Genomic DNA, 22,315 nt, shown 5'->3' on the forward strand with positions numbered 1-22,315 from the left:
GGTCGGCCGCCCGCTCAGCTCCCCAGCCGCTCGCGGGCGAACCGCGCCAGCAGCGGGATGTCGTCGAGGTGGACCAGGTTCCGCATCGCCAGGCGGTTCCCGTTGTTGACCTTCGCGAGCGTGTCGCCGTCGGCCCGCCGCAGGTCCGCCATCAGCCGGTCGTAGCGCTCGTTGGGCGCGAGATACAGTAGCTCGGTCATCAGCAGGCGCGTGTTCATCTTCGGCGCCACGTCGCTGTGCCACAGATCGTTGTAGATGGCCATCTCGTCGGCGGAGGTGTCGACCGTGCCGGTCAGCGCCCGGTCGGCGGTGGCCGCCGCCGCCCGCGCCGAGAGCATCCCCTTGTGGATGCCCTCGCCCCACAGCGGGTCGATGGTCGGGACGGTGTCGCCGATGGCGATGAAGCTGTCGGTGGTCATCTGCCCGGGCTTCTGGATGTGGGCCGACCCGCGGTGTTGCTTGCCGTCCAGTCGGGTCGCGTTCTCGAAGCGGGGGTCGCTCTCCAGCCAGTACTCCAGGTAGTCGTCGATGCCCATCCCCTCCTTCGCGTACTCGCGGTGGCTGTCGTTCTGGATGTAGCAGAGCCCGACCTTCGCCGTGTCCTCGCCGGTGTGGAACAGCCAGGAGTAGCCGCCCGGCGCGAGGTCGTGGTCCAGCCGGAGCATCATCGCGTCGCGGCAGTCGGCGAACTCGGGGTGGTCGGCCTCGACGCCCTCGAACTCGTACTCGACGCCGATGGCCTGGCGCTCGCGCCGGAGGTCGGTGACACCGAGGTCCTTCGCCAGCGGCGCCGCCGGCCCCGTCGCGTCGATCACGATGTCGGCGTACACCTCTTTCTGCCCGTCGTAGCGGACGCCGACCGGCTCGCCGTCCTCGACGATCGGTTTCGAGACCCGCGAGTCGAAGCGATACTCCGCACCGTTCTCGCGTCCCTCCGCGACGAGCCAGCGCTTGAAGTCGGCGAACTCCAGGACCGCGCCGGGCTGGTCGCGGACGAAGTGGTCGTTCGGCGACTCCAGCACGACCGTCTCGGTGAAGTTCATCACCACCTCGTCGGGGACGTTGAACGACGCCATCATCGACGGGAAGGTCCCGGCGGTCGACTTGTTGCTCTGACGCGGGAACTCGGCCTCGGGTTCCGTCTCCAGCACGAGCACCTCGTGGTCTCTCGCCGCCAGGTCGCGCGCGCACTGCGCTCCGGCGGGTCCGGCACCCGCGATCACCACGTCAAAGCGGTCGCCCATAGACGTTGGTCCGGCGTCTGCGTAATTAACGTTCCTGAACGGGACGACCCCCTGCGATGGGTTTTCGCCCGCCGCGGACCGGCTCCCGACGGTCCCGTCCCCCGGCGGTTCCGACCTACTCCCGCAACAGCCAGGCCAGCACGACGCCGCCCAGCAGCAGCGCGACGACGCCGAGCGAGCCGCCGCGGGGGACCGCCTCGAAGAGGACGTACCCGACGCCCGCGGTCAGGACCGCGACGACGACGCTCCCGACGGCGTGGAGCAGTTCGACCCGCGTCGTCGCCACCGCCGGGTCGGCGTCCCGGTCGATGCCGAGCCCGAAGGTCCCCAGGTCCGCCGCGACCACCGCGGCGAACCCGCCGAGCAGGACCGACTCCGCGGACGCGGGTCCGGTCGCCGCCAGGACCGTCGCGGCGAACAGCGCCGCGCCGCCGAAGACGACCGACGACTCCGACCGGCGCAGGAGTCCGGCGAGGACGGCCACGGCGCCCGAGACCCCGACCAGCGTCGCCATCGTCGACCCGCGGACCGCCGCCACCGCCGCGACGGCGGCGAGGAGCGCCAGCGCGTGGCTCGCCCGCGGCCGCCGCCGGTCGGTCCCGCGGCTCACCGCCACCGGCGGTCACCCCCGTCGGTCGCGATCCGCGTTCCGGCGTCGGGGTCGGGGCCCGCGTCCGTCGCGCTCCGCGCCTGTGTCGTCCCGCGGTCGTCGCCATCCGTCCACTCCACGACCGAGATTCCGGCCCGCCGACACTCGTCGAGTCGCACCTGCCGTTCGGTGGCGGCGAGACGGCGGTACGCGGTGTCGTCGGCGGTCACGTCCGGGCTGGCGACGGTCACGTCGTGGCCCCGGGCGTCGAGCGCCCGCGCGACCGCGACCGGACGGTCGTCGACCAGCGGCGAGCAGACGACCACCTGCGTGTCGCCCGACAGCTGGGTCAGCAAGCGGTCGAACCCGTCCGCCGGACCGTCCCGTCCCGCGTCGGTCTCGTCCGCCGACGCGGGCGGCCGCCAGCCGAAGGCGTCGTGAGTGGTGAGCGTGTCGAGCAGTCGCTCGCGGTGGGTCCGGCCGGAGGCGGGCGGGAGCCAGCACTCCCGGGGCGACAGCGCGGCGAGACCGACGTGACAGTCCGCCTCGGCGAGACCGCCGACGAGCGCGCCCGCGGCGCGGACGCAGGCGTCGACGGCTGGGCGGCCGTCGCCGGCGGTCACGTACGCCGCGACCCGCGCGTCGACCAGCAGGACGACCTTGACCGTCCGGGGCTGGTCGAACCGCCGCGTCGCGAGTTCCCCCTCCTTCGCGAAGCGGTTCCAGTCGATGCTCCCGAGCGGGTCACCGTTGCGGTACTCCCGCAGCGAGTGGAACGCCTGCCCCTCGCCGGTGGCCGAGACGGGCTGGCTGCCGGTCAGCCGCGTCGCCAGCTCGCCCAGCGGCGCCGTCCGGTCCTCGTAGGTCGGCCGACACACGACCGTCGAGCGGTCGGTCGCCTCGCGGGCCACCCGGCGGCTCGCGCCGCTGAGGTCGCGGGTCACGACGGTGAGGCTGTCGAACTCGTGGCGCCCGCGGACCGCCTCGAACTCGTAGGCGATCGACGCGCGCTTGCCCGGTCGGAGCGCGGTCGTGTGCCGGGCGGTCCCGTCGACGACTTCCAGGCCGGCGGGCACGTCGTCGGCGAATCGCAGGTCAGGGAGCGTCGCCCCGCTCTCGTTTTCGACGGTGAGCGTGACGCGGACCCGGTCGCCCGGCGCCGGGTCGGTGTCGCTGACGTGGCGTTCGACGGCGAGTTCGGGGTCGGGCGCCTCGGCGGCCCGGCTGTATGCCGCGAAGCCGACGCCGGCCAGCCCGGCGAGGATGGCGACCGGCTCCCCGACGAGGATGGCGACCGCCGTCGCCGCCAGCGCGAGCCCGTGGACCCCCGCCCAGCGGCCGGTCCGTTCGAGGCGCCCCTCGCCGCGGGCCAGGTCCGCACCCACGGCCGCCGCCTCAGTCATCGGCGACACCTCCGGACCGACCGGCTCCGCTGGACTCGCCGCGTCCGTCCGGGCCGCCACCGGCGTCGCGGTCGCTGCCACGCCCGTCGCCCCGGTCGCGGAACCGCGCGACGGCCGCCGCGGCGCGCTCGGCCCGATAGTCGAAGTCCGCTTCGACGCCCTCGTGGACCGAGTCGTCGTCGCCGGCGAACAGCGCGGCCGCCTCGGGGTCGTCAGTCCACGAGCCGTCGGCGACCCGGCGCTCGGCCTCGTCGGGCGTGACGCCGGCGAACCGCTCCAGGGCGTCGACGGCGGCGCCGCGCAGACGTTCGCGGAGGCGGTCGCGCTCGGCCGCGTCGCGCTCGCCGGCGCCCACCGCCGAGACGGCCGTCGCGAGGTCGTCGCCCGGCACGCCGTAGTCGGGGCGCTCGCCCACCCTGGGGAGGCCGCCGGCCGGCGCGCCGTCGCCCTCGAACCGCTCGACCGCGGCGAGCGCGACCCCGACGAGCGCCCCGAACCAGACCCCCAGCGTCACCAGCGTCGCCCAGTCGAACGCGACGAGCCCGGGGCGGAGGGTCAGGACGACCCCCGCGGCGACGGCCGCGACCCCGACCGCCAGCAGGGCCCGACGGCGGCGGCTCACCCGCCGTCACCCCCGTTGTCGTCGCGGTCGGCGTCGTCCAGCCGGTCGGCCAGCCGGCGGGCGCCCCGCTCCTGTTCGTCGGTCGGGGACCGGCGGCCGTAGCGGACCGCCTCGAAGCCGCGGGTCACGCGCTCGACGGCCTCGTCGGGGTAGCCGCGGTCGACGGCGGTTGCGGCCGTCTCGCCGGGCGTGGCCGACTCGTCGGCGCCCGCCCGGTCGCGGAGCCGCCGCCAGGCGCGGACTACTGCGCTGTCCGCCGGCGGGTCGTACGCGGGGTCGACCGTCGGCGTCGGGGGTCCGGCGGGTCCGTCGCCCTCCCCGTCCTCCTCGCGCGGCGGCGCGCGGGTGTCGTCGCCGGTCAGCAGGACGGCGAGGGCGGCGGCGACGAGCAGCCCGCCGACGAGGCCCGCGACGAGCAGCGTCGACACGCCGCCGTCGCCGCCGCTCTCGTCCGGCGGGACCGCGGTCGTCCCGCCGGCGACCTGCCGCGAGTCGGTCGCGTCGGTCCCGTTCCCGGGCGCGGCGGGGGGCGGTCCGGTCGGCATCGGCTCGGTCGGCGTCGTCCCGGAGTACAGCGTCGGCTGGTCGGTCCCGCCGAGCGACCCCGCGGCCGTCACGAGCGCGACCAGCGCGAGGAGGGCGACCAGGGCGGTCGCGGGTCGTCTCACGGACGGGAGTGTTCGGCCCAGCTACAAGTTTTTACCGACCCGGATTCGCGCCCGACTCGCCGTCCGCGTCGGGGTCGTCCGCGGCGGGGTCGACTTCCGCGGCGGGGTCGTCGTCCTCGGTGACGGAGTCGTCGGTGGGGTCATCGTTGGCGGGACCGTCGACCGATTCGAGTCGCTGGGCGGCCGCGGCGGCGGCCTCGGACCCGTCGGCGGACGGCGAGTCGCCGCCGTAGCGGACCGCGCGGAACCGCTCGGTGACGGTCGCGACCGGCTCCTGTGGAAGCCGGCGGTCGAGCGCCCGCGCCGCCACGTCGCCGGGCGTCGCCGTCTCGCCGGCGCCCGCCCGGTCGCGGAGGCGTCGCCACGCCCGCGTCACCGCGTTCCCGTCGGGCGAGTCGTACGCCGGGTCGACGGTCGGCGTCGGGTCGCCCTCACCCCGACCGTCGTCGGGGACCTCGGGAGCGCGCTCGTCGTGGCCGGTCAGGAAGACGACGAGCAGCCCGGCCGCGAGCAGCGAGCCGCCGACCGCGGGCACGACGAACGGGGAGACGCCGCCGGAATCGCCCGCCGCGGCCGTCGTCGGCGCCTCCGCCCGCTGGACCTCGGCGTCCGAGACCCCGCCGGGCGCGCCGGTCGGCGGCGGCACCTCGGTGGGCGCCGCCGGACCCTCCGGCCCCCCGTCGCCCCCGACGACGGGACCCTCGACGGCGCCGAACGTGCCCGCGGCCCCCGCGAGCGCGACCAGCGCGAGGAGTCCGACGAGAGCGGTCCCGGAACGTTGCACGTCCGCACCGAAGACCGGGTCGGCCAAGTGATTTCCGGCTGAAAGGACGGGGTCGTCGCGGTGCTTCGGTGACGACCCGGTGCTTCGGTAACGACCCGGTGCTTCGGTAACGACCCGGTGCTTCGGCGACGACCCGATCCGGAGGACGGCGCGCCGCGACGCCCGGGAACGAAAGGGCCTTGCGCCGGCGCCCGCGACACGTGAGCATGGAAGACACCGAAGTCGCCGTCGTCGCGGTCGAATCGGTCGGCGAGGACGCCGTCGCCATCGACTTCGAGACGCCCGCGGGCTTCGACGCGCAGCCGGGGCAGTTCGTGAAGGTCGCCCTCTACGGGGTCGAGGAGTCGCGGTTCTACACCATCTCCTCGCCGGACGTGGACGGGACGTTCGAGATCACCGTCGGCATCGACCCCGAGGGCGAGGTCGGGCCGGAACTGGCCGAGCTGACCGCCGGCGACACCGTCGAGGTGTCGGGCCCCTACGGCGACGCCTACTACGAGGGCGAACAGCGGGTGCTGATCCTCGCGGGCGGACCCGGCGTCGGCCCGGCGATCGGGATCGCCGAGCGGGCGCTCGACGAGGGCGGCGAGGCCGCCATCGTCTACCGCGACGCCGCGCCGATCCACGACGACCGGCTGACCGAGCTGAACGAGCGGGGCGCCTCCGTGGCCGTCCTCGCGCCGTCGTCGCCGCTGGCGTCGTCGGTCGACGACGCCCTGACCGAGGACACCCAGGTGTTCGTCTACGGCTTCGCCGACTTCCTCGACGACGCCACGGCCGCCATCGAGGCGGCCGGCGGGGACGCCGAGGCCGCGAAGGTCGAGAACTTCGGGTGAGCCCCGCCGGCCGGACTGTCCGGGCGGCGAGCGACGACCGCCGGCGCCTTTGACAACGGTTAAAACCCGTGAGGAGGTACGGGGTGGTATGAGCGAGAGCCAACAGAAACGCCAGCAAAAGTGCGTTTCGTGCGGCATCAACATCGCCGGCACGAACGCCGCCGCGTTCAAGTGTCCCGAGTGCGGCCAGCAGATCTACCGCTGCGCGAAGTGTCGCAAGCAGAGCAACCTCTACGAGTGCCCGGACTGCGGGTTCACGGGGCCGTAACGATGGGGAAAGTCGCCGCGCAGATCAAGGTCATGCCGCAGAACCCGGAGGTCGACCTCGACGCGCTCCAGGAGCGACTCGAGGCGTCGCTCCCCGAGGGCGCGAAGATCAACGGCTTCGAGCGCGACGACGTGGCCTTCGGCCTCGTCGCCCTGCTCCCGACCGTCGTCGTCCCGGACGAGGCCGGCGGCACCGAGGCCGTCGAGGAGGCCTTCGCCGGCGTCGAGGGGGTCGAGAGCGTCGAAGTCGGCGACGTGGGTCGCCTGTAACGGTTCGCTCGCTTTTCCCGACACGCCCGACCGCCGAGCCGCGCTGCCGGCTGCCACGCTACCGTAGTCGCGCGGTCGCGGTACCCGCTCGCACGCCGCTCGGCCGCGTAACGCACGTTTTATAAGCGTGACCGGATAACGGGACCGCACGAATGCCCAACTCCAACGGACCCCGGAAGAAGACGCGCAAGAAGCTCCGCAACGAGCCCCGAGAGAGCGGCACGTCGCCGCCCCAGCGGTCGGTCACCGAGTTCGAGACCGGCGAGAAGGTCCACCTGAAGATCGACCCGAGCGTCCCCGACGGGCGCTTCCACCCGCGGTTCGACGGCCGCACCGGCGAGGTCGTCGGCGAGCAGGGCACGGCCTACAAGGTCGCCATCAGCGACGACAGCGTCGAGAAGACGCTGATCGTCAAGCCCGCCCACCTCCGCAGCCAGGCATGACGATCTTCAAAGAGAAGGTCGACGAAGAGTACCTCACGGTCGCCGAGACGAAGGCGATCCTGGAGGAGCTCGAACGCGAGCGCGCGGCCGACGAGGACCGCGAGATGCGCTACGAGCTCGCGCGGGCCGTCGAGCACGTCAACCGCTTCGCCGTGCTCGACCCCGAGGAGTCCCGCGAGTTCGTCGCGGAACTGCGGGAGCTCGACAAGGTCGACGAGCCGACCGCCTACAAGATCGCGAACCTGCGCCCGCGGGACCGCGACGAGCTGCGCTCGATCTACGCCCAGGAGCGGTTCACCCTCTCGGGCGACGAACTCGACGCCATCCTCGAAGTCGTCGCCAAGTACGTCTGACCCGCTCCGCGTCTCCGCGGAGCGCCCGACGGCGGGGGTTTAAGTTCCGTCTCGCCCTACTCGCCTGTCATGAGTGACACCGAGCGCGGCGACGACGACCCGGGGGGGCCCACGGCCGTCGTCCTCGACTTTCTCGCCCACGGCCGGACTGAGGACGACCGCCCGCAGTACCAGAAACAGCCCCTCGCCTACGGGCTCGGGCGCGAGGACTTCCGCCTGTTCGAGGTGGTCCTCGGGCCCGACGCCGACGTGTCGATCGGCGACGACCTGGTGGTCGACCGGGCGGCCGACGCCATCGAGCGGACCGGCGAGGTCGAGTACGAGGACCTCCCCGGCGGCGCCCAGTCGGAGCTGGAGTACGCCGTCGAGGACCTCGTCGACGAGGAGGAGCAACGGTTCGTCGACTTCTACAACGACGCCCAGCCCATCACGCTGCGGCTCCACCAGCTGAACCTCCTCCCCGGCATCGGGAAGAAGCTCCGCAACGCGATCCTCGACGAGCGCAAGCGCGGCCCCTTCGAGAGCTTCGAGGACCTGGGCGAACGGGTCGACGGGCTGCACAACCCCCGCGAGGTCGTCGTCGAGCGCATCCTGGAGGAGATCCGCGAGGACGACCTGAAGTACCGCACCTTCGCCCGCCGGGACGACGAGGAATGAACGGCGACGGCACGAACAGCGGGGAAGGGCGCGAGAGCGGCGCGTCCGCCGACAGCAACCGCGACGGCGATAGGCCGGCCGACGCGCCCGAGCCGGGAGCCCGCGATCCCGACGCCCTCCTCCGGCGGGCGGGCGTCCGCGGCGACCCCGACCGCGACCAGCACTTCCTGGTCGACGACCGCGTGCTCGACCGGCTGCCCGAGTACGCCGCGGAGGCGAACGTCGACCTCTCGCACGTTTTGGAGATCGGCGCCGGGACCGGCGCGCTGACCGACCGCCTGCTCGCCGCGGCCGACCGGGTGACCGCCATCGAGCGCGACCCCGACCTCGCCGCGTTCCTCCGCGAGGAGTTCGCCGCGGAGATCGACGCGGGCCGGCTCACCGTGGTCGAGGGCGACGCGCTGGCGGTCGAGTTGCCCGATTTCACCGCGTCGATCTCCAATCTCCCGTACGGCCCGTCGAGCGAACTGGCCTTCCGGCTGCTGCCCGAGAAGCGCCCGCTGGTGCTCATGTTCCAGCGGGAGTTCGCCGAGCGGATGGCCGCCGAGCCGGGGACCGACGACTACGGCCGACTGTCGGTGACGGCGGGCCACTACGCGGACGCCGAGGTGGTCGAGCCAGTACCCAAGGAGGCGTTCTCGCCGCCGCCGGCCGTCCAGAGCGCGGTCGTGCGAACGACGCCGCGGGACCCGGACTACAAGGTCGACGACGAGGACTTTTTCATGGACTTCCTGAAGGCCGTGTTCACCCAGCGCCGGAAGACGATGCGCAACGCCGTCCGCAACACCGCCCACATCTCCGGGCTGGGCGACCCCGACGCCGTCGTCGACGCGGCCGACGAGGACCTGATGAGCGCCCGCGCCGGCAACGTCACGCCCGCCGAGTTCGCGGACCTGGCGACGCTGGCCTACGAAGTGGGCGAGCCCGGCGAGCGATGAGCGAGGACGGAACGGACGGCGACGCGACCGACGGTGACGCGGCCGACGGTGGCGACTCCGATGGGAAACCGGGACTCGCAGCACAGCGCGGCGTGGAACAGGTCTACCAGCCGGCGGAGGACTCGAAGCTGCTGGCCGACGCCGTGGTCGAACGCGTCGAGGGCGGCGACCGGGCGCTGGACGTGGGGACCGGGTCGGGCTACGTCGCAGCGCGAATGGCCGAGGCGGGCGCCGACGCGGTGGGTGCCGACCTCAATCCGCACGCCTGCCGGCAGGCCGTCGAGGCGGGGATCCCGGTCGTCCGGGCGGACCTGACGGGGCCGTTCCGGGACGGGAGCTTCGACGTGGTGGCGTTCAACCCGCCGTACCTGCCGACCGAGCCCGACCGGGAGTGGGGCGACTGGATGGAGCGGGCGCTCTCCGGAGGGGAGGACGGCCGCGCGGCCGTCGACCCGTTCCTCGACGACGTGGCGCGCGTGCTGGCGCCCGACGGTGCGGCGTACCTGCTCGTGAGTTCGCTGACCGACCCCGACGCCGTCCGGGAGCGCGCGGCGGCGAACGGGCTGGCGAGCGAGGAGGTCGCCAGCGAATCGCACCCCTTCGAGACGCTACTGGTCGTGCGGTTCACGCGTCCGGGCTGACTCGGGCCGCCGCGGTGTCCGTCGTCGTTTCGTCCGGCTTGGCCGCCAGCTTCGCGCCGGCGGCGAACAGCACCGCGCCGACGGGCATGGCGAACAGCGGCCGGACGAGGAGCCCCTCGAAGAGGGTCGTGGTGACAGCCCCGTACGCGCCGCCGTAGCAGACGAGCGCGACGAAACTTCCGAGCAGCCAGCGACGCTGGCAACGAGCCCACGCCACGCCGGCGACGAAGAAGAGGACGCAGCCGATCCACCAGAAGTCGGCGGTTTCGAAGGTCCGAACCGCGAGTTCGACCGGACCGGACGGCGGCGTCCACTCGGTGATGTACTCGGGCGTCGGGACGACGTCGGTCCTGGGCCTGCGGAAGGTGTCGAGCGCCACCGGTAGCGGTGCGAGTGGGACGGCAACGCACGCCAGCGATGGAGTCAGCGACCGGAATCGTCCCCGAACTGCGGTCGCAACTCCCCACGCAGCCGCCGGGGCCCAGACGAACGCCAGTAACATCGCGAGGACTGCGAACGCGTAGGAGCGGCCGGCCGCGGGCACGGCGTAGTGATATCGCATGTAGTAGGGGTACAGGAGCAGCACGGCCAGCGACCCGGCGGCGACCCCCGCACCGACGGTTCGAGTTCCGACAGGGCCAAGTCGAGACAGCCGTGACACGCTCTCGCGTTCCGCTGAAGGACACATGAATTTTCTGACCCGATAGTCGTCGACGATCCGCCGATCAAATTACCACAGTGCATCAACCGAGATAAGAAATATTATAGGGCGTCATTTCGTAGGCGACTCCAATGACGCAGGTACTCTCCACGACGCCCGGCCTGTACCCGCTACCGGACTGGGCGAAGGACGAACTCGCGAGTCTGAAGGGGCGACAGAAGGGCGGTCTGGTCTCCGGCGACGAGAGCGCCGAGGTCGGCGACGCCTACGACCGAGCGCGCGAGGAGGTCGTCGACCTCCAGGCCGACGCCGGCCTCGACCTGGTCGTCGAGGGCCAGCTGCGGTGGGACGACATGCTCACCCACCCGCTGGCCGTCGCCGACGCGGTCGAGACCCGCGGCATCGTCCGCTACTTCGACAACAACAACTTCTACCGCGAGCCGGTCGTGACCGGCGACCTGAGCGCGACGGGTGACGTGGCGGCCGACCTCGAAGCGACCGCCGAGCTCACCGACGCGGACCGCAACGCCGTCCTCCCGGGACCGTACACGCTCAGCCAGCTCGCGACCGACGACCACTACGGCGACGAGGCGGCGTTCCTCTCGGCGCTGGCCGACTTCCTCGCCGCCGAGGCCGAGCAGTTGCCCGAGGTCGAGACGCTGTTCCTCCTGGAGCCCTCGCTGCTGGAGTCGCCGCCCGGCGACGGCGCCGACGAGCGCGCCAGCGAGGCCATCGACGCGGTGGCGCAGGCCGCCGACGCCGACGTGGTCGCCCACACCTACTGGGAGTCCCACGGCGGCGATGGCGGCATCGACGAGAAGGTCTACGCCCACCTCATGGACGCCGACGTGGACGCGGTCGGCTTCGACTTCGTCGCCAACCACGAGGACAACGCCTACGTCATCAGCGAGTACGGGGCCAAAGACGACATCGCGCTGGGGATCGTCGACGGGCAGAACACGCTCGTCGAGGACAGCTCGGAGATCGCCGAGCGCGTCGAGTGGACGCTCGACAACGCCCACGGCGTCGGCTTCGAGACGGCGTACGCGACGATCAACACGCCGACCTTCTATCTCCCGTCGGGCAAGTTCGAGGAGAAGCTGGCGGCCCTTGGCGCCGTCGAGCGCGCGGAGGTGAAAGCATGAGCCGGCCCGCCGACAACCGCGAGCAGTTCCGCCCGGCCGACCACGACAACGACCACTTCCTGCTGACCAGCGTCGTCGGCAGCTACAAGAAGCCCAAGTGGCTCGACCGCGCCCGCGAGCTCTACGAGGACGAGGACACCGAGTTCGGCGACGACGAGTGGGAGGAGGCCAAAGACGACGCCGCCCGCCTCATCACGGAGGAGCACGAGCGGGCCGGCCTCGACACCGTCGTCGACGGCGAGATGCGCCGGACGGAGATGGTCGAGTACTTCGCCGAGCGCATCGAGGGCTACGAGTTCAACGGCCGCGTCAAGGTCTGGGGGCACAACTACTTCAACAAGCCGTCGGTCGTCGACGACGTGCAGTACGGCGAGCAGTGGCTCGTCGACGAGTTCGAGTTCACCGACTCGGTGGCCGACCGCCCGGTCAAGGTCCCCATCACCGGTCCCTACACCCTCGCGAACTGGACGTTCAACGAGGCCTACGAGGACGACGAGGCGCTGGCATACGACCTCGCGGAGCTGGTCAACGAGGAGATCGAACAGCTGGTCGACGCCGGCGCCCGCTACATCCAGATCGACGAGCCCGCGCTGGCCACGACGCCCGACGACCACGCCATCGTCGGCGAGGCCCTGGAGCGCATCGTCGCCGACATCCCCGAGGAGGTCCGCATCGGCCTCCACGTCTGTTACGGCGACTACTCGCGGATCTACCCCGAGGTGCTCGACTACCCGATCGACGAGCTCGACCTCGAGCTCACGAACGGCGACTACGAGCAGATCGACGTGTTCACCGACCCCGAGTTCACGCTCGACCTGGCGCTGGGCGTCGTCGACAACCACACCGCCGAGGTCGAGTCCGTCGAGGAGATCAAGGGGAACATCCGGCAGGGCCTGAAGGTCGTCCCGCCGGAACAGCTCACTATCTCACCGGACTGCGGGCTGAAGCTACTCCCCCGCGAGAAGGCCTACCGGAAGATGGAGAACATGGTCCAGGCCGCCCGCGAAATCGAGGCGGAACTCGACGCCGGCGAGATAGACGTGCCCGCCGCCGGCGGACGAGCGTCGGCCGACGACTGACAGCGACCGGCGACTGATCGCGGCTCCGACTTTTCCGGCCGCTGTCGAACCTCGGCCCGCTCGTGAGCGGGCCGCACGGACGTGTGGCGGAACCCGCAAGAACGGCGCCAACACGACCCATACAAGGATCCTAGAGTCCCTCGAAGGAATGGGTCGGAAAGCGTTTTCAGGGGGCCGCCCGAGAGATCGGATAAGAGACATGAGCGCGAACACAGACCGGCGGATCGAACTCTACCTGCGGGGGGACACCTACGGCAGCTACGACCGCCAGCAACGGATCCTCGAACGGGTCGAGGACCTGGAGACCGAGGGCGTCGTCGCCGACACCGAGGTCGACGCCTCCTGGCAGCGCATCCGGACGCCCGAGCAGGACAGCCGCGACGAGGCGCTGGCGACCTACGAGGAGTTCGGCGAGTGGGCGAGCGAGAACGGCTACCGCCTCGAACCGGCGTTCGAACGCCGCCAGCGCTCGTACATCGGGAGCGACGCGGTCCACGACGTGGTCGTCTTCCCGATGGCGTCGCTGGCGGTCTACGAGGGCGACGACCTGCAGGCCGTCTTCCCCTGCGCCGACGAGAGCGGCGAGATCCACTTCACCGTGGGCGACTGCCTGGACGCCTTCGAGGCCGGCGAGACCGACTGGTTCGAGCGGTTCGCGCCGGTGACGGTCGACCGCGCGAGCCCGCGGCTGACGGTCGGCGCGGACTGACCGGCCGGGACTGGAGACTCCGGCCGAGGGAAATCGGAGAACGGGGCGGCGGGGGAAAGACGGCGATTTTCAGCTCCGCAGCGCTTCGACGGGGCGCTCGTTGGCGGCCTTCCACGCCGGGTAGAGCCCGCTGATCAGGCTGGTACCGACGCCGAAGGCGAAGGCGAGCCCGATGTAGAGGAAGTTACCCGGGCGGAAGGCCAACATCGCGTCGCCGACGACGAAGTGGTTGAGGACCAGCCCGGCGACGATGGAGAAGCCCGCGCCGACGAGCCCGCCGATGATCCCGAGCAGGACCGCCTCGGAGAGCATGATCTTCAACACGTCGAGCTTCTGGAAGCCGACGGCCCGGAGCACGCCGATCTCCTGGCGGCGCTCGACGGTGCTCATGAGCATGACGTTGAGGATGCTCACGCCGGCGACCAGCAGCGAGATGGAGCCGATGCCGATCAGGAAGAGGTTCAGCGCCTGGAAGGTCTGGCCGATCTGGTCGGCGACGCCGGAGTAGTCCTGGACGGCGACGCGCTCGCGGCGGTCGTTCAGCTGGGCGCGGATCGCCATCGCGGTGGCGTTGGCGGCCGTGCTGTCGGTCTCGGTGACGGTGATGGTGTCGTAGCCGCGGCTGTCGAAGCTCCGGGTCGGGAGCACGATCTGGTCGCTCGGGTTGGTGTAGCCGAAGCCCTGGCTCGGCGAGAGCACCGCGACGACTCTGACCGTCGAGCCGTTGACGGCGATCGTGTCGCCGGGGCCCAGGTCGCGCTGGTCGGCGAGGTTCGGTCCGATCAGGGCGCCGCTCCGGTAGGGCTGGGGGATCGACCCGTCGCGGGCCTCGAACAGCTTGTCCGGTTGGTCGATCCCCATGACCAGCCTGGTTTCGGACGCCTCCCTGCCGTAGGAAACCGTGGTGACCCGCTGTACCGCCGGCGCGACCGTCGCGCCCGGGCTGGCGACCGACTCGATCTGCCGGAGGTCCCGCTCGGAGAGCAGGTCCGGGGCCTCCGCCGAGTCGCCCGGCTGGACCATCACCTGGTTGCCGATGTCGCCGAGGTTCTGGGTGAGCTGGTAGCGCAGCGTCAGGCCGAACATCCCCAGCGACGCGATGGCGATGACGCCGATGACGATGCCCAGCGCCGCCAGCACCGACCGGACCTTCGTCCGGCCGATGTTGCGCCGTGCCATCAGAAGCGCCGGGAACCGCCGGCGCAACCAGCCTATCACGGCCGGTCACCTCCGGCGGTCCCGTCGCCCGGCGGGTCCGGCGGGCCACGCGCGCCGCCGGTCGGTCCCGCGTCTCCGGGGTCGGCCGCCGCTCCCGGCTCGCCGCGGCCGGCGTCGGTCGGCGCGTCCGCGCCCATGAGGCCGTCGACGAGTTCCACCGTGCGGTCGACGTAGTCGTTGACGAGTTCGTCGTGGGTGACGGCGATGACGGCCACGTCGCGCTCGGTGATCTCGACGAACTCCTCCAGGATCTGCCGGCCGGTGTCCCGGTCGAGGTTCCCCGTCGGCTCGTCGGCCAGCAGCACTCTCGGTTCGTTGATGAGCGAGCGGGCGATGGCGACGCGCTGTTTCTGCCCGCCGGAGAGTTCGTCGGGCTTGTGGTCGAGGCGGTCGCCCAGGCCCATCCGTTCGAGCAGGTCCACCGAGCGCTCCTCGACGGTCGGGTCGTGGTCGAAGAGGGCGGGCACCTCGACGTTCTCCCTCGCCGTGAGCGTCGGGATGAGGTAGAAGTTCTGGAAGACGAACCCGATGGTGCGCTTGCGGGCGGCGGTCTGCTCGCGGTCGGAGAGGCCGGTCACGTCCTCGCCGTCGAGCAGGACCTCCCCCTCGCTGGGGTCGTCCAGCAGGCCGAGCAGGTTGAGCAGCGTGGTCTTGCCGCTGCCGCTGGGGCCCATGATGGAGACGAACTCGCCGGGCTCGACGGCGAAGTCGATCCCCTTCAGCGCCTCCAGGGTCTCCCCGCCGGTCCGGTAGCGCTTGACGACGCCCCGGGTCTCAATTACCGCCACGGCTGTTCCTCCAGGCGCGGACGACCACCGCCAGCACCCCGACCACGACGACGGCGCCGACCGCCAGCGGGAGGAGGAACCCGCCGCCCCCGCCGCCGGAGCTGCGGTCGATGTCGGGCCCGGCGGCGAGCGCGCGGCTGGCGCCCGCGGCGTCGACCTCGACGGTCCGGGTGTAGCGCTGGCCGTCGACGAGGTACTCGACCCGCAGCGGGACCGTCGAGACGTTGCCCTCGGTGGCCGCGTACACGTCGAACGAGACGAAGTCGCTCGCGGGGACGGTGCCGACGAAGTACTCGCGGTTGGGCGCGGTCGGCGTCACCCGGTCGGTGTCGACGACGCCGACGAGGACGCTCTGTGCGTCGGTCGTCCCGAGGTTGCTCGCGCTCCCGGAGATGCGGAGCCGACCGCCCTCCGGCACGACCTCCAGCCCGGTCAGGCCGATGGTGCCGGGCGTCTGGGTCAGCGCCGTCGACGCCGTGGCCTCGCCGCGCTGGCGGGCCACGTCGTAGGTGGCGACCACGTCGACGGCCGCGCGGTCGGCCGACAGCGTCGCGTTCAGCCGGACCGTCCGGGACTCGCCGGCGGCGACGCGGTCGACCAGCGCCTGCCCGACGGAGGCGTTCGGCGAGGTCGCCCGCACGCTGACGTTATCGATGGGCGCGTTGCCCCCGTTGAGCACCGACACCGTCACGGCCTGGGAGTTGCCCCCCTCGCGGGTGTTCAGGTCCAGCGCGACGCTGTCGCGCAGCGGGTCCGCCTGCAGGGTGACCGTCTCGGTGACGGTGCGGGTCGCGCCGCCGGGCGTCGAATAGGAGAGCGTCGCGGTCACCTCGTGGTCGCCGGCCGACGACGGCCGGAAGTCGAAGGCGGCCGTCGCCGACTCGCCGTCGGCGACCCGGGTGAACACCGAGCGGTCGTTGCGGACGGCCACGCCGTCGCCGGCGACCGTCAGTTCCGCGTTGGTCACCGGGGCGCCGAGGCCGTTGGCGACGGTGACGGTCCCGTCGGACTCCAGCCCCGCGATCGAGGTGTTGGTGTCGATGTCCAGCTGCGGGCGCTCGCGCTCGGTGCGGACCGTCACGGTGTCGGTGACCGTGTCGGTGACGCCGCCCGCGGTCGTGTAGGTCAGCGTCGCGGTCACCCGGTGGCGACCGGGGTCGTCCGCGCGGTAGTCGAACTCGATACTGCGGGAGGCGTTGCTCCCGACAGTCGCGAGCACTTCCCGGCGGTTGGTGACGGTGACGTTCTCCCCGTCGACGGTGAGTTCGACGCTCTCGATGGGGGCCGAGAGGCTGTTGGCGACGGTGACCGACCCGTCGGCGCGGACCCCGGCGACCGAGTCGTTGGCGTCCACGTCGAGCTGGGGGTAGCGCTGTTCGACGGTGAGCGTGACGGGGTAACTCAGCCGCGTCACCCCCTCTCCCTCGGCGCCGCGGCCGGAGACGTTGACCTGCAGGTCGTACGTGCCGGGCTCGTCGAACGACACCGACAGGGGGACGGTCCTGTCGGAGCCGGCCGGGATCGTCCCGACGTTCTTGATGTCGTCGTACTCCTTCGGGTCCGGCCCGTCGTCCGCCTTGATGAGGCGCACGCGGTCGACGAAGTAGCCCGCCGAGCTACTGCCGAAGTTCTCGATGGTCGGCTCGATCGTTATCTCGTCGCCCGGGACGGGTTCGGCGGGCGTCACCTCGACCGACGAGACGGTCACGTCGACGCTGGTGGCGGCCGCGACGGCCGGGAGCGATGCGACTGCGAGCAAAACGAGGACAGCTGCTGTCTTGGTTCGGTTCATCGGTTGTGCGGGGAGTGGTTCGTGACTGGCGACTCGATGCGGGGGAATGGGGCGGCTCGGACCATCAGAGGACCTCGACGGCGACCAGGAGCGTCCGCAGCGATATCAGCACCGCGACCAGGACCGGGACCGCGACGGTCAGCGCCGCCTGCCGGACCGTCAACTCGCGGGCGTGTTTCAGCGCGAACGTCCAGAGGAACGCGCTCCAGAGCGTGAAGACGATGCCGAGCGCGGCCGACAGCGCAACCAGCGGCCCGGTCTGCAGCGCCCGGTTGAACTGCCGCATCGACTCCTGGGTGAACTCTGCGGGCACGTCGATACCGCGGACGTTGAACCGGTAGTAGTTGATCGCCGCGGAGGCGACCGACCCCAGGACGCTGGGGACGAACCCCCAGCCGACGAACGCGGCGGTCGTCGAGAACGCGCCGTCGCCGTCGAACACGACCGAGACGGCGTGGAACAGGCCGGCGTACAGCAACCAGACCACGAACGGTCCGGCGACCACGAAGAGGTACGTGACCGCCTGGATCGCGGCGAGGAAGCCGCCGGCCGCTCCGGCCCCCTCGAACAGCTGGGACATGAACCGGGACTGCAACACCGCGGCCACCGTGTCGACCGCCGCGACGGCGAGTATCACGACGAGCGGTCCCTTCAGCGACGGGTCCGACCCCTGTCGGTCGAAGAACCCGTCGGGATCGGTCAGCAACGCTGATATGGAGGGCATCTCGCCCGGGTGTCCGTAGAGCGGTAACTTAAAAACTTTGTTATAGATAACACGTCCGAAGACAGATAGGTCCGGGCGTCGGGCGAGACGCGACCCCCGAGAGCGTCCCGGGACGGCGAGCGGGGGACACCGGTCCGCGAGCGAGGGGGGGCCGGAGCCGAGAGGCGTCACCGCGGGAGTTCGGTCAGGAGGCGGTCGAACTGCTGGCGGTACTGGAACTCCGCGCGGGCCCGGCCCAGATCGTCCTCGGCGAAGGCGTCGTCGAAGCCGGTCATCCGCCACAGTAGCGTCGACAGCTGGTAGACGGGTTTGCACCGCTCGTAGGTCTCGCCGGGCTCGAACTCGGTGTGGCGCCGATAGCCCTCGTAGAGCCGCTCGCGCAGGTGATCGCGGACCTCCGGGTCGTCGAACGTCGAGTCGATGTAGAGGAACTCCGACTGGGCGAGCTGGTAGTCGCGGTGGGCGGCGAGCGTGTCCTGCCAGTCCAGCACCGCGGTGATCGGGTCCGGCTCGTCGAGCAGACAGAGGAGGTTCGTCGGCTGCATGTCGTCGTGGACGAGGCGGGGCATCCCGTCCTCGGGCACCAGCGAGAGAGTGTCCTCGACGGCGTCGCGGGCCCGCGACTGCATCCCCTCGAAGGGGGTCCCGGAGAGGCGGTCGATGTGCGACCGGGTGAGGTCGGCGAAGTACTCCCGCCAGTTGCCCCGCCAGTTGCGGATCGTGATCCGGTCGTCGTGGAGCATCAGCCGGCCGAACGCCTCGAAGGCGATCTCCGAGTGGAGGTCGCCCATGATCGACCCGACCTGCTCGATGACCCGCTCCCAGTGCTCGTCGGTCATCGCGCCGTACTGGTCGGCGAGGTTGTCGCCGCGGACCCGCTCGGTGACGAAGTAGGGCGGCACCGACCGCTCCGGTTCCTGCTTGAAGACGAGGATGCGCGGGATCGGGATGTCGGTCCGGTCGGCGACGTACTCGTGGAGCTTCGGCTCGACCGCGAACCGGTCGTCGTCGGGCGGCTCGAACTTGACGACGACCTCGTACTCGTTGCCGTCGTAGACGAGCGTGACCATGTACACGTCCGCCCGCGTCCCGCCCGTGGCCGCTTCGTAGCTGAACTCCTCGTAGTCCGGGCCGGACTCGTCGAGGACGGCCTCGATGTCGGCGGCCGATGTCGTCTGCACGCCACCCTATTGATCAGGGGGGTGCAAAAATGTATCACCCGCGGCGAGGCCGCCCGGCCGCGATCTGTCGTCCGGGCGACCCCTCCGGCCGCTGTACGCGCCCGAGCGTCGCCGGTCACCCCTCGGCCGACTCGTCCAGGTACGTCCGGAGACACTCGCGGTGGACCCACCGCTCGGTCATCACGCCGGCACTTTCGGGGTCTGCGGCCCGCAGGACGGCGTACTCCTCGCCCTCGGGCGGCACCACGCCCTCGTCGATCGGGATCTGGTCGCCGCAGACGGAACACACCTCGTCGGCGTCCGGGGGCGTCGAGAGCAGGTCCTCGGCCAGGTCGTCCATGGCCCAACGGTGCGACCGAGCCGATAAATATCTACGGCGGCGGACGGCCGCGGCTCGCGGGCGAGAAGCGAAGTCGACCGGAGCCCGGTCGACGTGCGCAGCGACGGCCGAAAAGCGGGGTGCCGGTTCAGGGGTTCCGGCTCAGTGGTCTTCGTCCTCGTAGACCCAGGGCTCGTCGGCGCGGTCGTACTCGACGAGTTCGTCCTCGTCGAAGAACAGCTCGATCTCGCGTTCGTTGGCGCCCTCGTCCTCGTGGTCGGAACCGTGGATGACGTTCTGACCGAGGTCGAGGCCGTAGTCGCCGCGGATGGTACCGGGCGCGGCCTCGGCGGGGTCGGTCGCGCCCATCATCTGTCGGACCTGACGGGTCGCGTCGCCGCCCTCCCAGACCATCGCCATCACCGGACCGCTGGTGATAAAGTCGACGAGCTCGTCGAAGAAGGGCTTGTCCTCGTGCTCGCCGTAGTGGGCCTCGGCGAGCTCGCGGTCGATCTGCATGAACTTCGCGCCGACGAGCTTCAGCCCGCGCTCCTCCAGGCGGGTGATGATCTCGCCGGTGAGCCCGCGCTGGACGGCGTCGGGCTTGGCCATCACGAACGTCCGCTCGTCGTGGTGGCTCATCGCTCGGCCTCCGCTTCCTCGGCGTCGGTTTCCTCGTCGGCGTCGGCCTCGGCGTCTTCGTCAGCCTCGGCTCCCTCGTCGGCCTCCTCGGCTTCGACCTCCTCGGGGTCCGAGGCCCCGGCCTCGACGGCCTCGTCGGGCTCGACGTCCTCGAGGTCCTCGTCGGTGTCACCGGGGGCGTCGACGTCCTGGCCCTGGTCCTCGATATCGGTCGGGCGCTCGTCGGCGGCCGACTCGGACTCCTCGTCTTCGCCGGCCTCGGCGGCGTCCTCCTCCTCTCCGGCCCACTCGAGGTCGCGGGACTCGCGGCCGAGTTCGGCGTTCTTCTCGCACTTCGAGGAGCAGTAGTGGATGGTCGAGCCGTTGGTGCGGACGAACATGGTGCCCGTCCCGGGCTCGATGTCGGTGCCGCAGTAGTCGCATTCGCGCGTTCGTGGCATTATTGGCCTCCGATCTGGTCGGCCTCGCGCGCGGTCTCGCGGAGCTGGAGCACGTCGCCCTCCCGGACCGGCCCGAGGACGTTTCGCGTGATGATGCGGCCCTGGTTCTCGCCGCCGCGGATACGGCACTTGACCTGCATGGCCTCGCCGTGCATCCCCGTGCGGCCCACGACTTCGATGACTTCGGCGGCCGTGGAACCGCCGTCTCCGTCGGATTCTTCAGCGGACATACCGGATCACCTACCGGAGTTCCTCGACCTTGCCGGCGATGTCGTCGACGTCGTCCTGGGCGTCGCCCGCGTCGACGACGGCTGCCGCGGCGCTGCCGACCTCGAGGCCGGCGGCGTGGCCCACGTCGTCCTGCGTGCCGATGAAGACGAACGGGATGTCCTTCTCGTCGGCCAGCTCGGGCAGGTGCATGACGATCTCCTCGGGCTGGACGTCCTCGGCGACGAAGACGAGCTCGGCGTTGCCGCGCTCGACGGCCTTGGTCGTCTCGTTGGTTCCTTTCTTCACGGTGCCTGTGTCTCGGGCGACCTCGAGGGCCTCGAGGGCGTCGTCCTCGAGGTCCGCGGGCACGTCGAAATCTACGTATACTGGCATTTGTGGATCACCTCCCGCGCGTGGGCTCGCGCTCCCCCGCCGCCGGGCCTGGCCCGGGCGCCGCGAGAAAATCGCGGCGGAATATCCTGAGAGGCTAGGAGCATCATCAACCCCGCGCGGGCTGTACACCCATCTGGCAGAGGAGTACTAAAAGCACTTTCGAAGATGCAACGGCGTGCGAGCAGTCTGCACACGTCACGTCCGCTTTCGCCCGCCTCCCCGGAGCCCGGAGCGGCGCCGTTCACCCGCGCCCGTCCGGTCCGTCTCCCTCCGGCCCGTCGGCGTCGCGGTCCGGGGCCAGCGAGCGGAGCGTCCGCTCGGCCCCCTCGACCAGCTCCGCGACGACATCGGCGGCCGGCGCCACCGCGTCGACGCCGCCGACGCTCTGGCCGGCGTAGTGTGGCAGTTCCTCGACACTCCCGTCGACCCCCGATAGCGGCGGCAGGTCGACGTAGCGTTCGAGCGGGTCCCCGTCGAGGTCGGCGACCACGTCGTCGGCGTCATCCCGCTCGGCCAGCGGCGGTCGGCCGGCCGCGATCCACCGCTCGGTGGCCGGCGAGGCGAGTGTCCGGTGGGGCTGGCCGGGCCAGCCCTTCGGGAACGGCGTTCCCCGGACCGTCTCCGTCGCCTCGCCGGCGACGAGGCGCTCGCGGTAGCGCTCGTGGGCGTCGGCCTCCTCGGTGGCGACGAAGCGGGTCCCGAGCCAGGCGCCGTCCGCCCCCAGCGCGAGGACCGCCGCGAGCCCGCGCCCGTCCGCGACGCCGCCGGCCGCGACCACCGGCACGTCGTCGGGCGTCGCGTCGGCCACGCGGGGGACCAGTGCCGTCGTCGCCACGTCGCTCTGGACGTGCCCGCCGGCCTCCCATCCCTGCGCGACGACGGCGTCGACGCCCGCCTCGGCCGCCGCGCGCGCCTCGTCGGCGCTCCCCACCGTCGCAAGCACGTCCGCGCCGGCGTCGTGGACCGGGTCGACGTACGGCGCCGGGTCGCCGAACGAGAACGAGACGAGGGGCGCGCCGGCGTCGAGACACGCCGTCAGATGCTCGTCGGTGGGCCGCTCGCGGGCGGCGTCGTCGAGGACGAGGTTCACCGCGAACGGCGCGTCGGTCCGGTCGCGGATGTCGGCGATCGCGGCGCGCGTCGCCGCGAGGTCGCGCCAGGTCACCGCGAGCGTCCCGAGTCCGCCGGCGGCGGAGACCGCCGCCGCCAGTTCGGGCGTCGAGACGCTCCCGACCGGCGCCTGGACGACGGGGTGGTCGATCCCGGACGCGTCGCAGAGCGGCGTGTGGGGGGACACGT

29 protein-coding genes are annotated in these 22,315 nt (G+C 71.7%); 11 read left to right on the forward strand and 18 right to left on the reverse strand.

Annotation, left to right across the window (positions count from 1 at the left end; translation table 11 throughout):
• Positions 1-14: 14 nt before the first annotated feature.
• From ACMGFI_RS00535 to ACMGFI_RS00560, 6 genes are all read right to left on the reverse strand, one after another.
• Positions 15-1,244, reverse strand: coding sequence for a digeranylgeranylglycerophospholipid reductase (locus ACMGFI_RS00535; RefSeq protein WP_436906619.1), 1,230 nt, complete (start codon positions 1,242-1,244; stop codon positions 15-17).
• 115 nt (positions 1,245-1,359) lie between these two features.
• A complete protein-coding gene (locus ACMGFI_RS00540; RefSeq protein WP_436906620.1) occupies positions 1,360-1,860 on the reverse strand; it encodes a DUF7519 family protein in 501 nt (166 codons plus the stop codon).
• The gene (locus tag ACMGFI_RS00545; protein WP_436906621.1) at positions 1,851-3,236 is read right to left on the reverse strand and encodes a DUF58 domain-containing protein; all 1,386 of its coding nucleotides are present in this window, start codon (positions 3,234-3,236) and stop codon (positions 1,851-1,853) included. Before ACMGFI_RS00545 ends, ACMGFI_RS00540 begins: the two co-directional genes overlap by 10 nt.
• Positions 3,229-3,858, reverse strand: a complete 630-nt coding sequence (locus tag ACMGFI_RS00550; RefSeq protein ID WP_436906622.1) for a DUF7269 family protein — start codon at positions 3,856-3,858, stop codon at positions 3,229-3,231. The genes ACMGFI_RS00545 and ACMGFI_RS00550 overlap by 8 nt, the downstream gene beginning before the upstream one ends.
• A complete protein-coding gene (locus tag ACMGFI_RS00555; RefSeq protein ID WP_436906623.1) occupies positions 3,855-4,526 on the reverse strand; it encodes a DUF4129 domain-containing protein in 672 nt (223 codons plus the stop codon). Before ACMGFI_RS00555 ends, ACMGFI_RS00550 begins: the two co-directional genes overlap by 4 nt.
• 31 nt (positions 4,527-4,557) lie before the next feature.
• Positions 4,558-5,310, reverse strand: coding sequence for a DUF4129 domain-containing protein (locus tag ACMGFI_RS00560; RefSeq protein ID WP_436906624.1), 753 nt, complete (start codon positions 5,308-5,310; stop codon positions 4,558-4,560).
• A gap of 206 nt (positions 5,311-5,516) precedes the next feature.
• Here ACMGFI_RS00560 and ACMGFI_RS00565 point away from each other — a divergent pair, with 206 nt between their 5' ends.
• From ACMGFI_RS00565 to ACMGFI_RS00600, 8 genes are all read left to right on the forward strand, one after another.
• A complete protein-coding gene (locus ACMGFI_RS00565; RefSeq protein ID WP_436906626.1) occupies positions 5,517-6,146 on the forward strand; it encodes an FAD-dependent oxidoreductase in 630 nt (209 codons plus the stop codon).
• A gap of 88 nt (positions 6,147-6,234) precedes the next feature.
• A complete protein-coding gene (locus ACMGFI_RS00570) occupies positions 6,235-6,414 on the forward strand; it encodes an HVO_2753 family zinc finger protein (RefSeq protein ID WP_436906627.1) in 180 nt (59 codons plus the stop codon).
• A gap of 2 nt (positions 6,415-6,416) precedes the next feature.
• Positions 6,417-6,683: an elongation factor 1-beta gene (locus tag ACMGFI_RS00575; RefSeq protein WP_135362885.1), complete on the forward strand. Its 267-nt coding sequence runs from the start codon at positions 6,417-6,419 to the stop codon at positions 6,681-6,683.
• 152 nt (positions 6,684-6,835) lie between these two features.
• On the forward strand, positions 6,836-7,126 hold the full coding sequence (locus ACMGFI_RS00580) for a 50S ribosomal protein L21e (RefSeq protein ID WP_436906630.1): 291 nt from the start codon (positions 6,836-6,838) through the stop codon (positions 7,124-7,126).
• Positions 7,123-7,479, forward strand: coding sequence for an RNA polymerase Rpb4 family protein (locus tag ACMGFI_RS00585; RefSeq protein WP_436906631.1), 357 nt, complete (start codon positions 7,123-7,125; stop codon positions 7,477-7,479). Before ACMGFI_RS00580 ends, ACMGFI_RS00585 begins: the two co-directional genes overlap by 4 nt.
• A gap of 69 nt (positions 7,480-7,548) precedes the next feature.
• Entirely contained in the window at positions 7,549-8,136 is a 588-nt protein-coding gene (locus tag ACMGFI_RS00590; RefSeq protein ID WP_436906632.1) for a DUF655 domain-containing protein, read from the forward strand.
• Positions 8,133-9,074: a 16S ribosomal RNA methyltransferase A gene (locus ACMGFI_RS00595; protein WP_436906634.1), complete on the forward strand. Its 942-nt coding sequence runs from the start codon at positions 8,133-8,135 to the stop codon at positions 9,072-9,074. The genes ACMGFI_RS00590 and ACMGFI_RS00595 overlap by 4 nt, the downstream gene beginning before the upstream one ends.
• Positions 9,071-9,715, forward strand: coding sequence for a HemK2/MTQ2 family protein methyltransferase (locus ACMGFI_RS00600; protein ID WP_436906636.1), 645 nt, complete (start codon positions 9,071-9,073; stop codon positions 9,713-9,715). The genes ACMGFI_RS00595 and ACMGFI_RS00600 overlap by 4 nt, the downstream gene beginning before the upstream one ends.
• Here ACMGFI_RS00600 and ACMGFI_RS00605 read toward each other — a convergent pair.
• Positions 9,699-10,376, reverse strand: a complete 678-nt coding sequence (locus tag ACMGFI_RS00605) for a hypothetical protein (RefSeq protein WP_436906638.1) — start codon at positions 10,374-10,376, stop codon at positions 9,699-9,701. The two genes, ACMGFI_RS00600 and ACMGFI_RS00605, sit on opposite strands and share 17 nt — an antisense overlap.
• A 131-nt stretch (positions 10,377-10,507) precedes the next feature.
• Here ACMGFI_RS00605 and ACMGFI_RS00610 point away from each other — a divergent pair, with 131 nt between their 5' ends.
• The 3 genes from ACMGFI_RS00610 to ACMGFI_RS00620 all read left to right on the forward strand — a co-directional run bounded on the left by ACMGFI_RS00610 (position 10,508) and on the right by ACMGFI_RS00620 (position 13,309).
• Positions 10,508-11,521 carry a 5-methyltetrahydropteroyltriglutamate--homocysteine methyltransferase gene (locus ACMGFI_RS00610; protein ID WP_436906639.1) on the forward strand — a complete coding sequence of 338 codons (1,014 nt, stop codon included), beginning with the start codon at positions 10,508-10,510 and terminating at the stop codon, positions 11,519-11,521.
• Positions 11,518-12,600: a methionine synthase gene (locus tag ACMGFI_RS00615; RefSeq protein WP_436906640.1), complete on the forward strand. Its 1,083-nt coding sequence runs from the start codon at positions 11,518-11,520 to the stop codon at positions 12,598-12,600. Before ACMGFI_RS00610 ends, ACMGFI_RS00615 begins: the two co-directional genes overlap by 4 nt.
• A 199-nt stretch (positions 12,601-12,799) precedes the next feature.
• Positions 12,800-13,309 (forward strand): HTH domain-containing protein, encoded by a 510-nt coding sequence (locus tag ACMGFI_RS00620; protein WP_436906641.1) that lies wholly within the window; start codon positions 12,800-12,802, stop codon positions 13,307-13,309.
• Positions 13,310-13,378: 69 nt separating this feature from the next.
• Here the strand turns inward: ACMGFI_RS00620 and ACMGFI_RS00625 are convergent, their stop codons facing one another.
• The 11 genes from ACMGFI_RS00625 to ACMGFI_RS00675 all read right to left on the reverse strand — a co-directional run bounded on the left by ACMGFI_RS00625 (position 13,379) and on the right by ACMGFI_RS00675 (position 22,313).
• Entirely contained in the window at positions 13,379-14,488 is a 1,110-nt protein-coding gene (locus ACMGFI_RS00625; protein WP_436906642.1) for an ABC transporter permease, read from the reverse strand.
• Positions 14,489-14,523: 35 nt separating this feature from the next.
• Positions 14,524-15,315, reverse strand: coding sequence for an ATP-binding cassette domain-containing protein (locus ACMGFI_RS00630; protein ID WP_436906643.1), 792 nt, complete (start codon positions 15,313-15,315; stop codon positions 14,524-14,526).
• The gene (locus tag ACMGFI_RS00635) at positions 15,302-17,074 is read right to left on the reverse strand and encodes a COG1361 S-layer family protein (protein ID WP_436906644.1); all 1,773 of its coding nucleotides are present in this window, start codon (positions 17,072-17,074) and stop codon (positions 15,302-15,304) included. The genes ACMGFI_RS00630 and ACMGFI_RS00635 overlap by 14 nt, the downstream gene beginning before the upstream one ends.
• 97 nt (positions 17,075-17,171) lie before the next feature.
• A complete protein-coding gene (locus tag ACMGFI_RS00640) occupies positions 17,172-17,831 on the reverse strand; it encodes a YIP1 family protein (RefSeq protein WP_436906645.1) in 660 nt (219 codons plus the stop codon).
• 167 nt (positions 17,832-17,998) lie between these two features.
• Entirely contained in the window at positions 17,999-19,012 is a 1,014-nt protein-coding gene (locus tag ACMGFI_RS00645; protein WP_436906646.1) for a phosphotransferase family protein, read from the reverse strand.
• A gap of 115 nt (positions 19,013-19,127) precedes the next feature.
• Positions 19,128-19,352 carry a hypothetical protein gene (locus ACMGFI_RS00650; RefSeq protein ID WP_436906647.1) on the reverse strand — a complete coding sequence of 75 codons (225 nt, stop codon included), beginning with the start codon at positions 19,350-19,352 and terminating at the stop codon, positions 19,128-19,130.
• 141 nt (positions 19,353-19,493) lie between these two features.
• On the reverse strand, positions 19,494-19,973 hold the full coding sequence (gene ndk, locus ACMGFI_RS00655) for a nucleoside-diphosphate kinase (RefSeq protein WP_436906648.1): 480 nt from the start codon (positions 19,971-19,973) through the stop codon (positions 19,494-19,496).
• Positions 19,970-20,413 carry a 50S ribosomal protein L24e gene (locus ACMGFI_RS00660; protein ID WP_436906649.1) on the reverse strand — a complete coding sequence of 148 codons (444 nt, stop codon included), beginning with the start codon at positions 20,411-20,413 and terminating at the stop codon, positions 19,970-19,972. The genes ndk and ACMGFI_RS00660 overlap by 4 nt, the downstream gene beginning before the upstream one ends.
• A complete protein-coding gene (locus ACMGFI_RS00665) occupies positions 20,413-20,643 on the reverse strand; it encodes a 30S ribosomal protein S28e (protein ID WP_135362901.1) in 231 nt (76 codons plus the stop codon). The genes ACMGFI_RS00660 and ACMGFI_RS00665 overlap by 1 nt, the downstream gene beginning before the upstream one ends.
• A gap of 10 nt (positions 20,644-20,653) precedes the next feature.
• Entirely contained in the window at positions 20,654-21,016 is a 363-nt protein-coding gene (gene rpl7ae, locus ACMGFI_RS00670) for a 50S ribosomal protein L7Ae (protein ID WP_436906651.1), read from the reverse strand.
• A gap of 241 nt (positions 21,017-21,257) precedes the next feature.
• Positions 21,258-22,313 (reverse strand): NAD(P)H-dependent flavin oxidoreductase, encoded by a 1,056-nt coding sequence (locus tag ACMGFI_RS00675; RefSeq protein ID WP_436906652.1) that lies wholly within the window; start codon positions 22,311-22,313, stop codon positions 21,258-21,260.
• Positions 22,314-22,315 lie beyond the last annotated feature (2 nt).

Source organism: Halosimplex marinum (assembly GCF_051414075.1).
Lineage (GTDB): Archaea > Halobacteriota > Halobacteria > Halobacteriales > Haloarculaceae > Halosimplex > Halosimplex marinum.

Coding starts and splice junctions, on each gene's coding strand:
- ACMGFI_RS00535 (WP_436906619.1), bottom strand. CDS start 1,244: ATGGGCGACCGCTTTGACGTGGTGATCGCGGGTGCCGGACCCGCCGGA.
- ACMGFI_RS00545 (WP_436906621.1), bottom strand. CDS start 3,236: ATGACTGAGGCGGCGGCCGTGGGTGCGGACCTGGCCCGCGGCGAGGGG.
- ACMGFI_RS00565 (WP_436906626.1), top strand. CDS start 5,517: ATGGAAGACACCGAAGTCGCCGTCGTCGCGGTCGAATCGGTCGGCGAG.
- ACMGFI_RS00570 (WP_436906627.1), top strand. CDS start 6,235: ATGAGCGAGAGCCAACAGAAACGCCAGCAAAAGTGCGTTTCGTGCGGC.
- ACMGFI_RS00575 (WP_135362885.1), top strand. CDS start 6,417: ATGGGGAAAGTCGCCGCGCAGATCAAGGTCATGCCGCAGAACCCGGAG.
- ACMGFI_RS00580 (WP_436906630.1), top strand. CDS start 6,836: ATGCCCAACTCCAACGGACCCCGGAAGAAGACGCGCAAGAAGCTCCGC.
- ACMGFI_RS00585 (WP_436906631.1), top strand. CDS start 7,123: ATGACGATCTTCAAAGAGAAGGTCGACGAAGAGTACCTCACGGTCGCC.
- ACMGFI_RS00590 (WP_436906632.1), top strand. CDS start 7,549: ATGAGTGACACCGAGCGCGGCGACGACGACCCGGGGGGGCCCACGGCC.
- ACMGFI_RS00595 (WP_436906634.1), top strand. CDS start 8,133: ATGAACGGCGACGGCACGAACAGCGGGGAAGGGCGCGAGAGCGGCGCG.
- ACMGFI_RS00600 (WP_436906636.1), top strand. CDS start 9,071: ATGAGCGAGGACGGAACGGACGGCGACGCGACCGACGGTGACGCGGCC.
- ACMGFI_RS00610 (WP_436906639.1), top strand. CDS start 10,508: ATGACGCAGGTACTCTCCACGACGCCCGGCCTGTACCCGCTACCGGAC.
- ACMGFI_RS00615 (WP_436906640.1), top strand. CDS start 11,518: ATGAGCCGGCCCGCCGACAACCGCGAGCAGTTCCGCCCGGCCGACCAC.
- ACMGFI_RS00620 (WP_436906641.1), top strand. CDS start 12,800: ATGAGCGCGAACACAGACCGGCGGATCGAACTCTACCTGCGGGGGGAC.
- ACMGFI_RS00625 (WP_436906642.1), bottom strand. CDS start 14,488: ATGGCACGGCGCAACATCGGCCGGACGAAGGTCCGGTCGGTGCTGGCG.
- ACMGFI_RS00640 (WP_436906645.1), bottom strand. CDS start 17,831: ATGCCCTCCATATCAGCGTTGCTGACCGATCCCGACGGGTTCTTCGAC.
- ACMGFI_RS00650 (WP_436906647.1), bottom strand. CDS start 19,352: ATGGACGACCTGGCCGAGGACCTGCTCTCGACGCCCCCGGACGCCGAC.
- ndk (WP_436906648.1), bottom strand. CDS start 19,973: ATGAGCCACCACGACGAGCGGACGTTCGTGATGGCCAAGCCCGACGCC.
- ACMGFI_RS00660 (WP_436906649.1), bottom strand. CDS start 20,413: ATGCCACGAACGCGCGAATGCGACTACTGCGGCACCGACATCGAGCCC.
- ACMGFI_RS00665 (WP_135362901.1), bottom strand. CDS start 20,643: ATGTCCGCTGAAGAATCCGACGGAGACGGCGGTTCCACGGCCGCCGAA.
- rpl7ae (WP_436906651.1), bottom strand. CDS start 21,016: ATGCCAGTATACGTAGATTTCGACGTGCCCGCGGACCTCGAGGACGAC.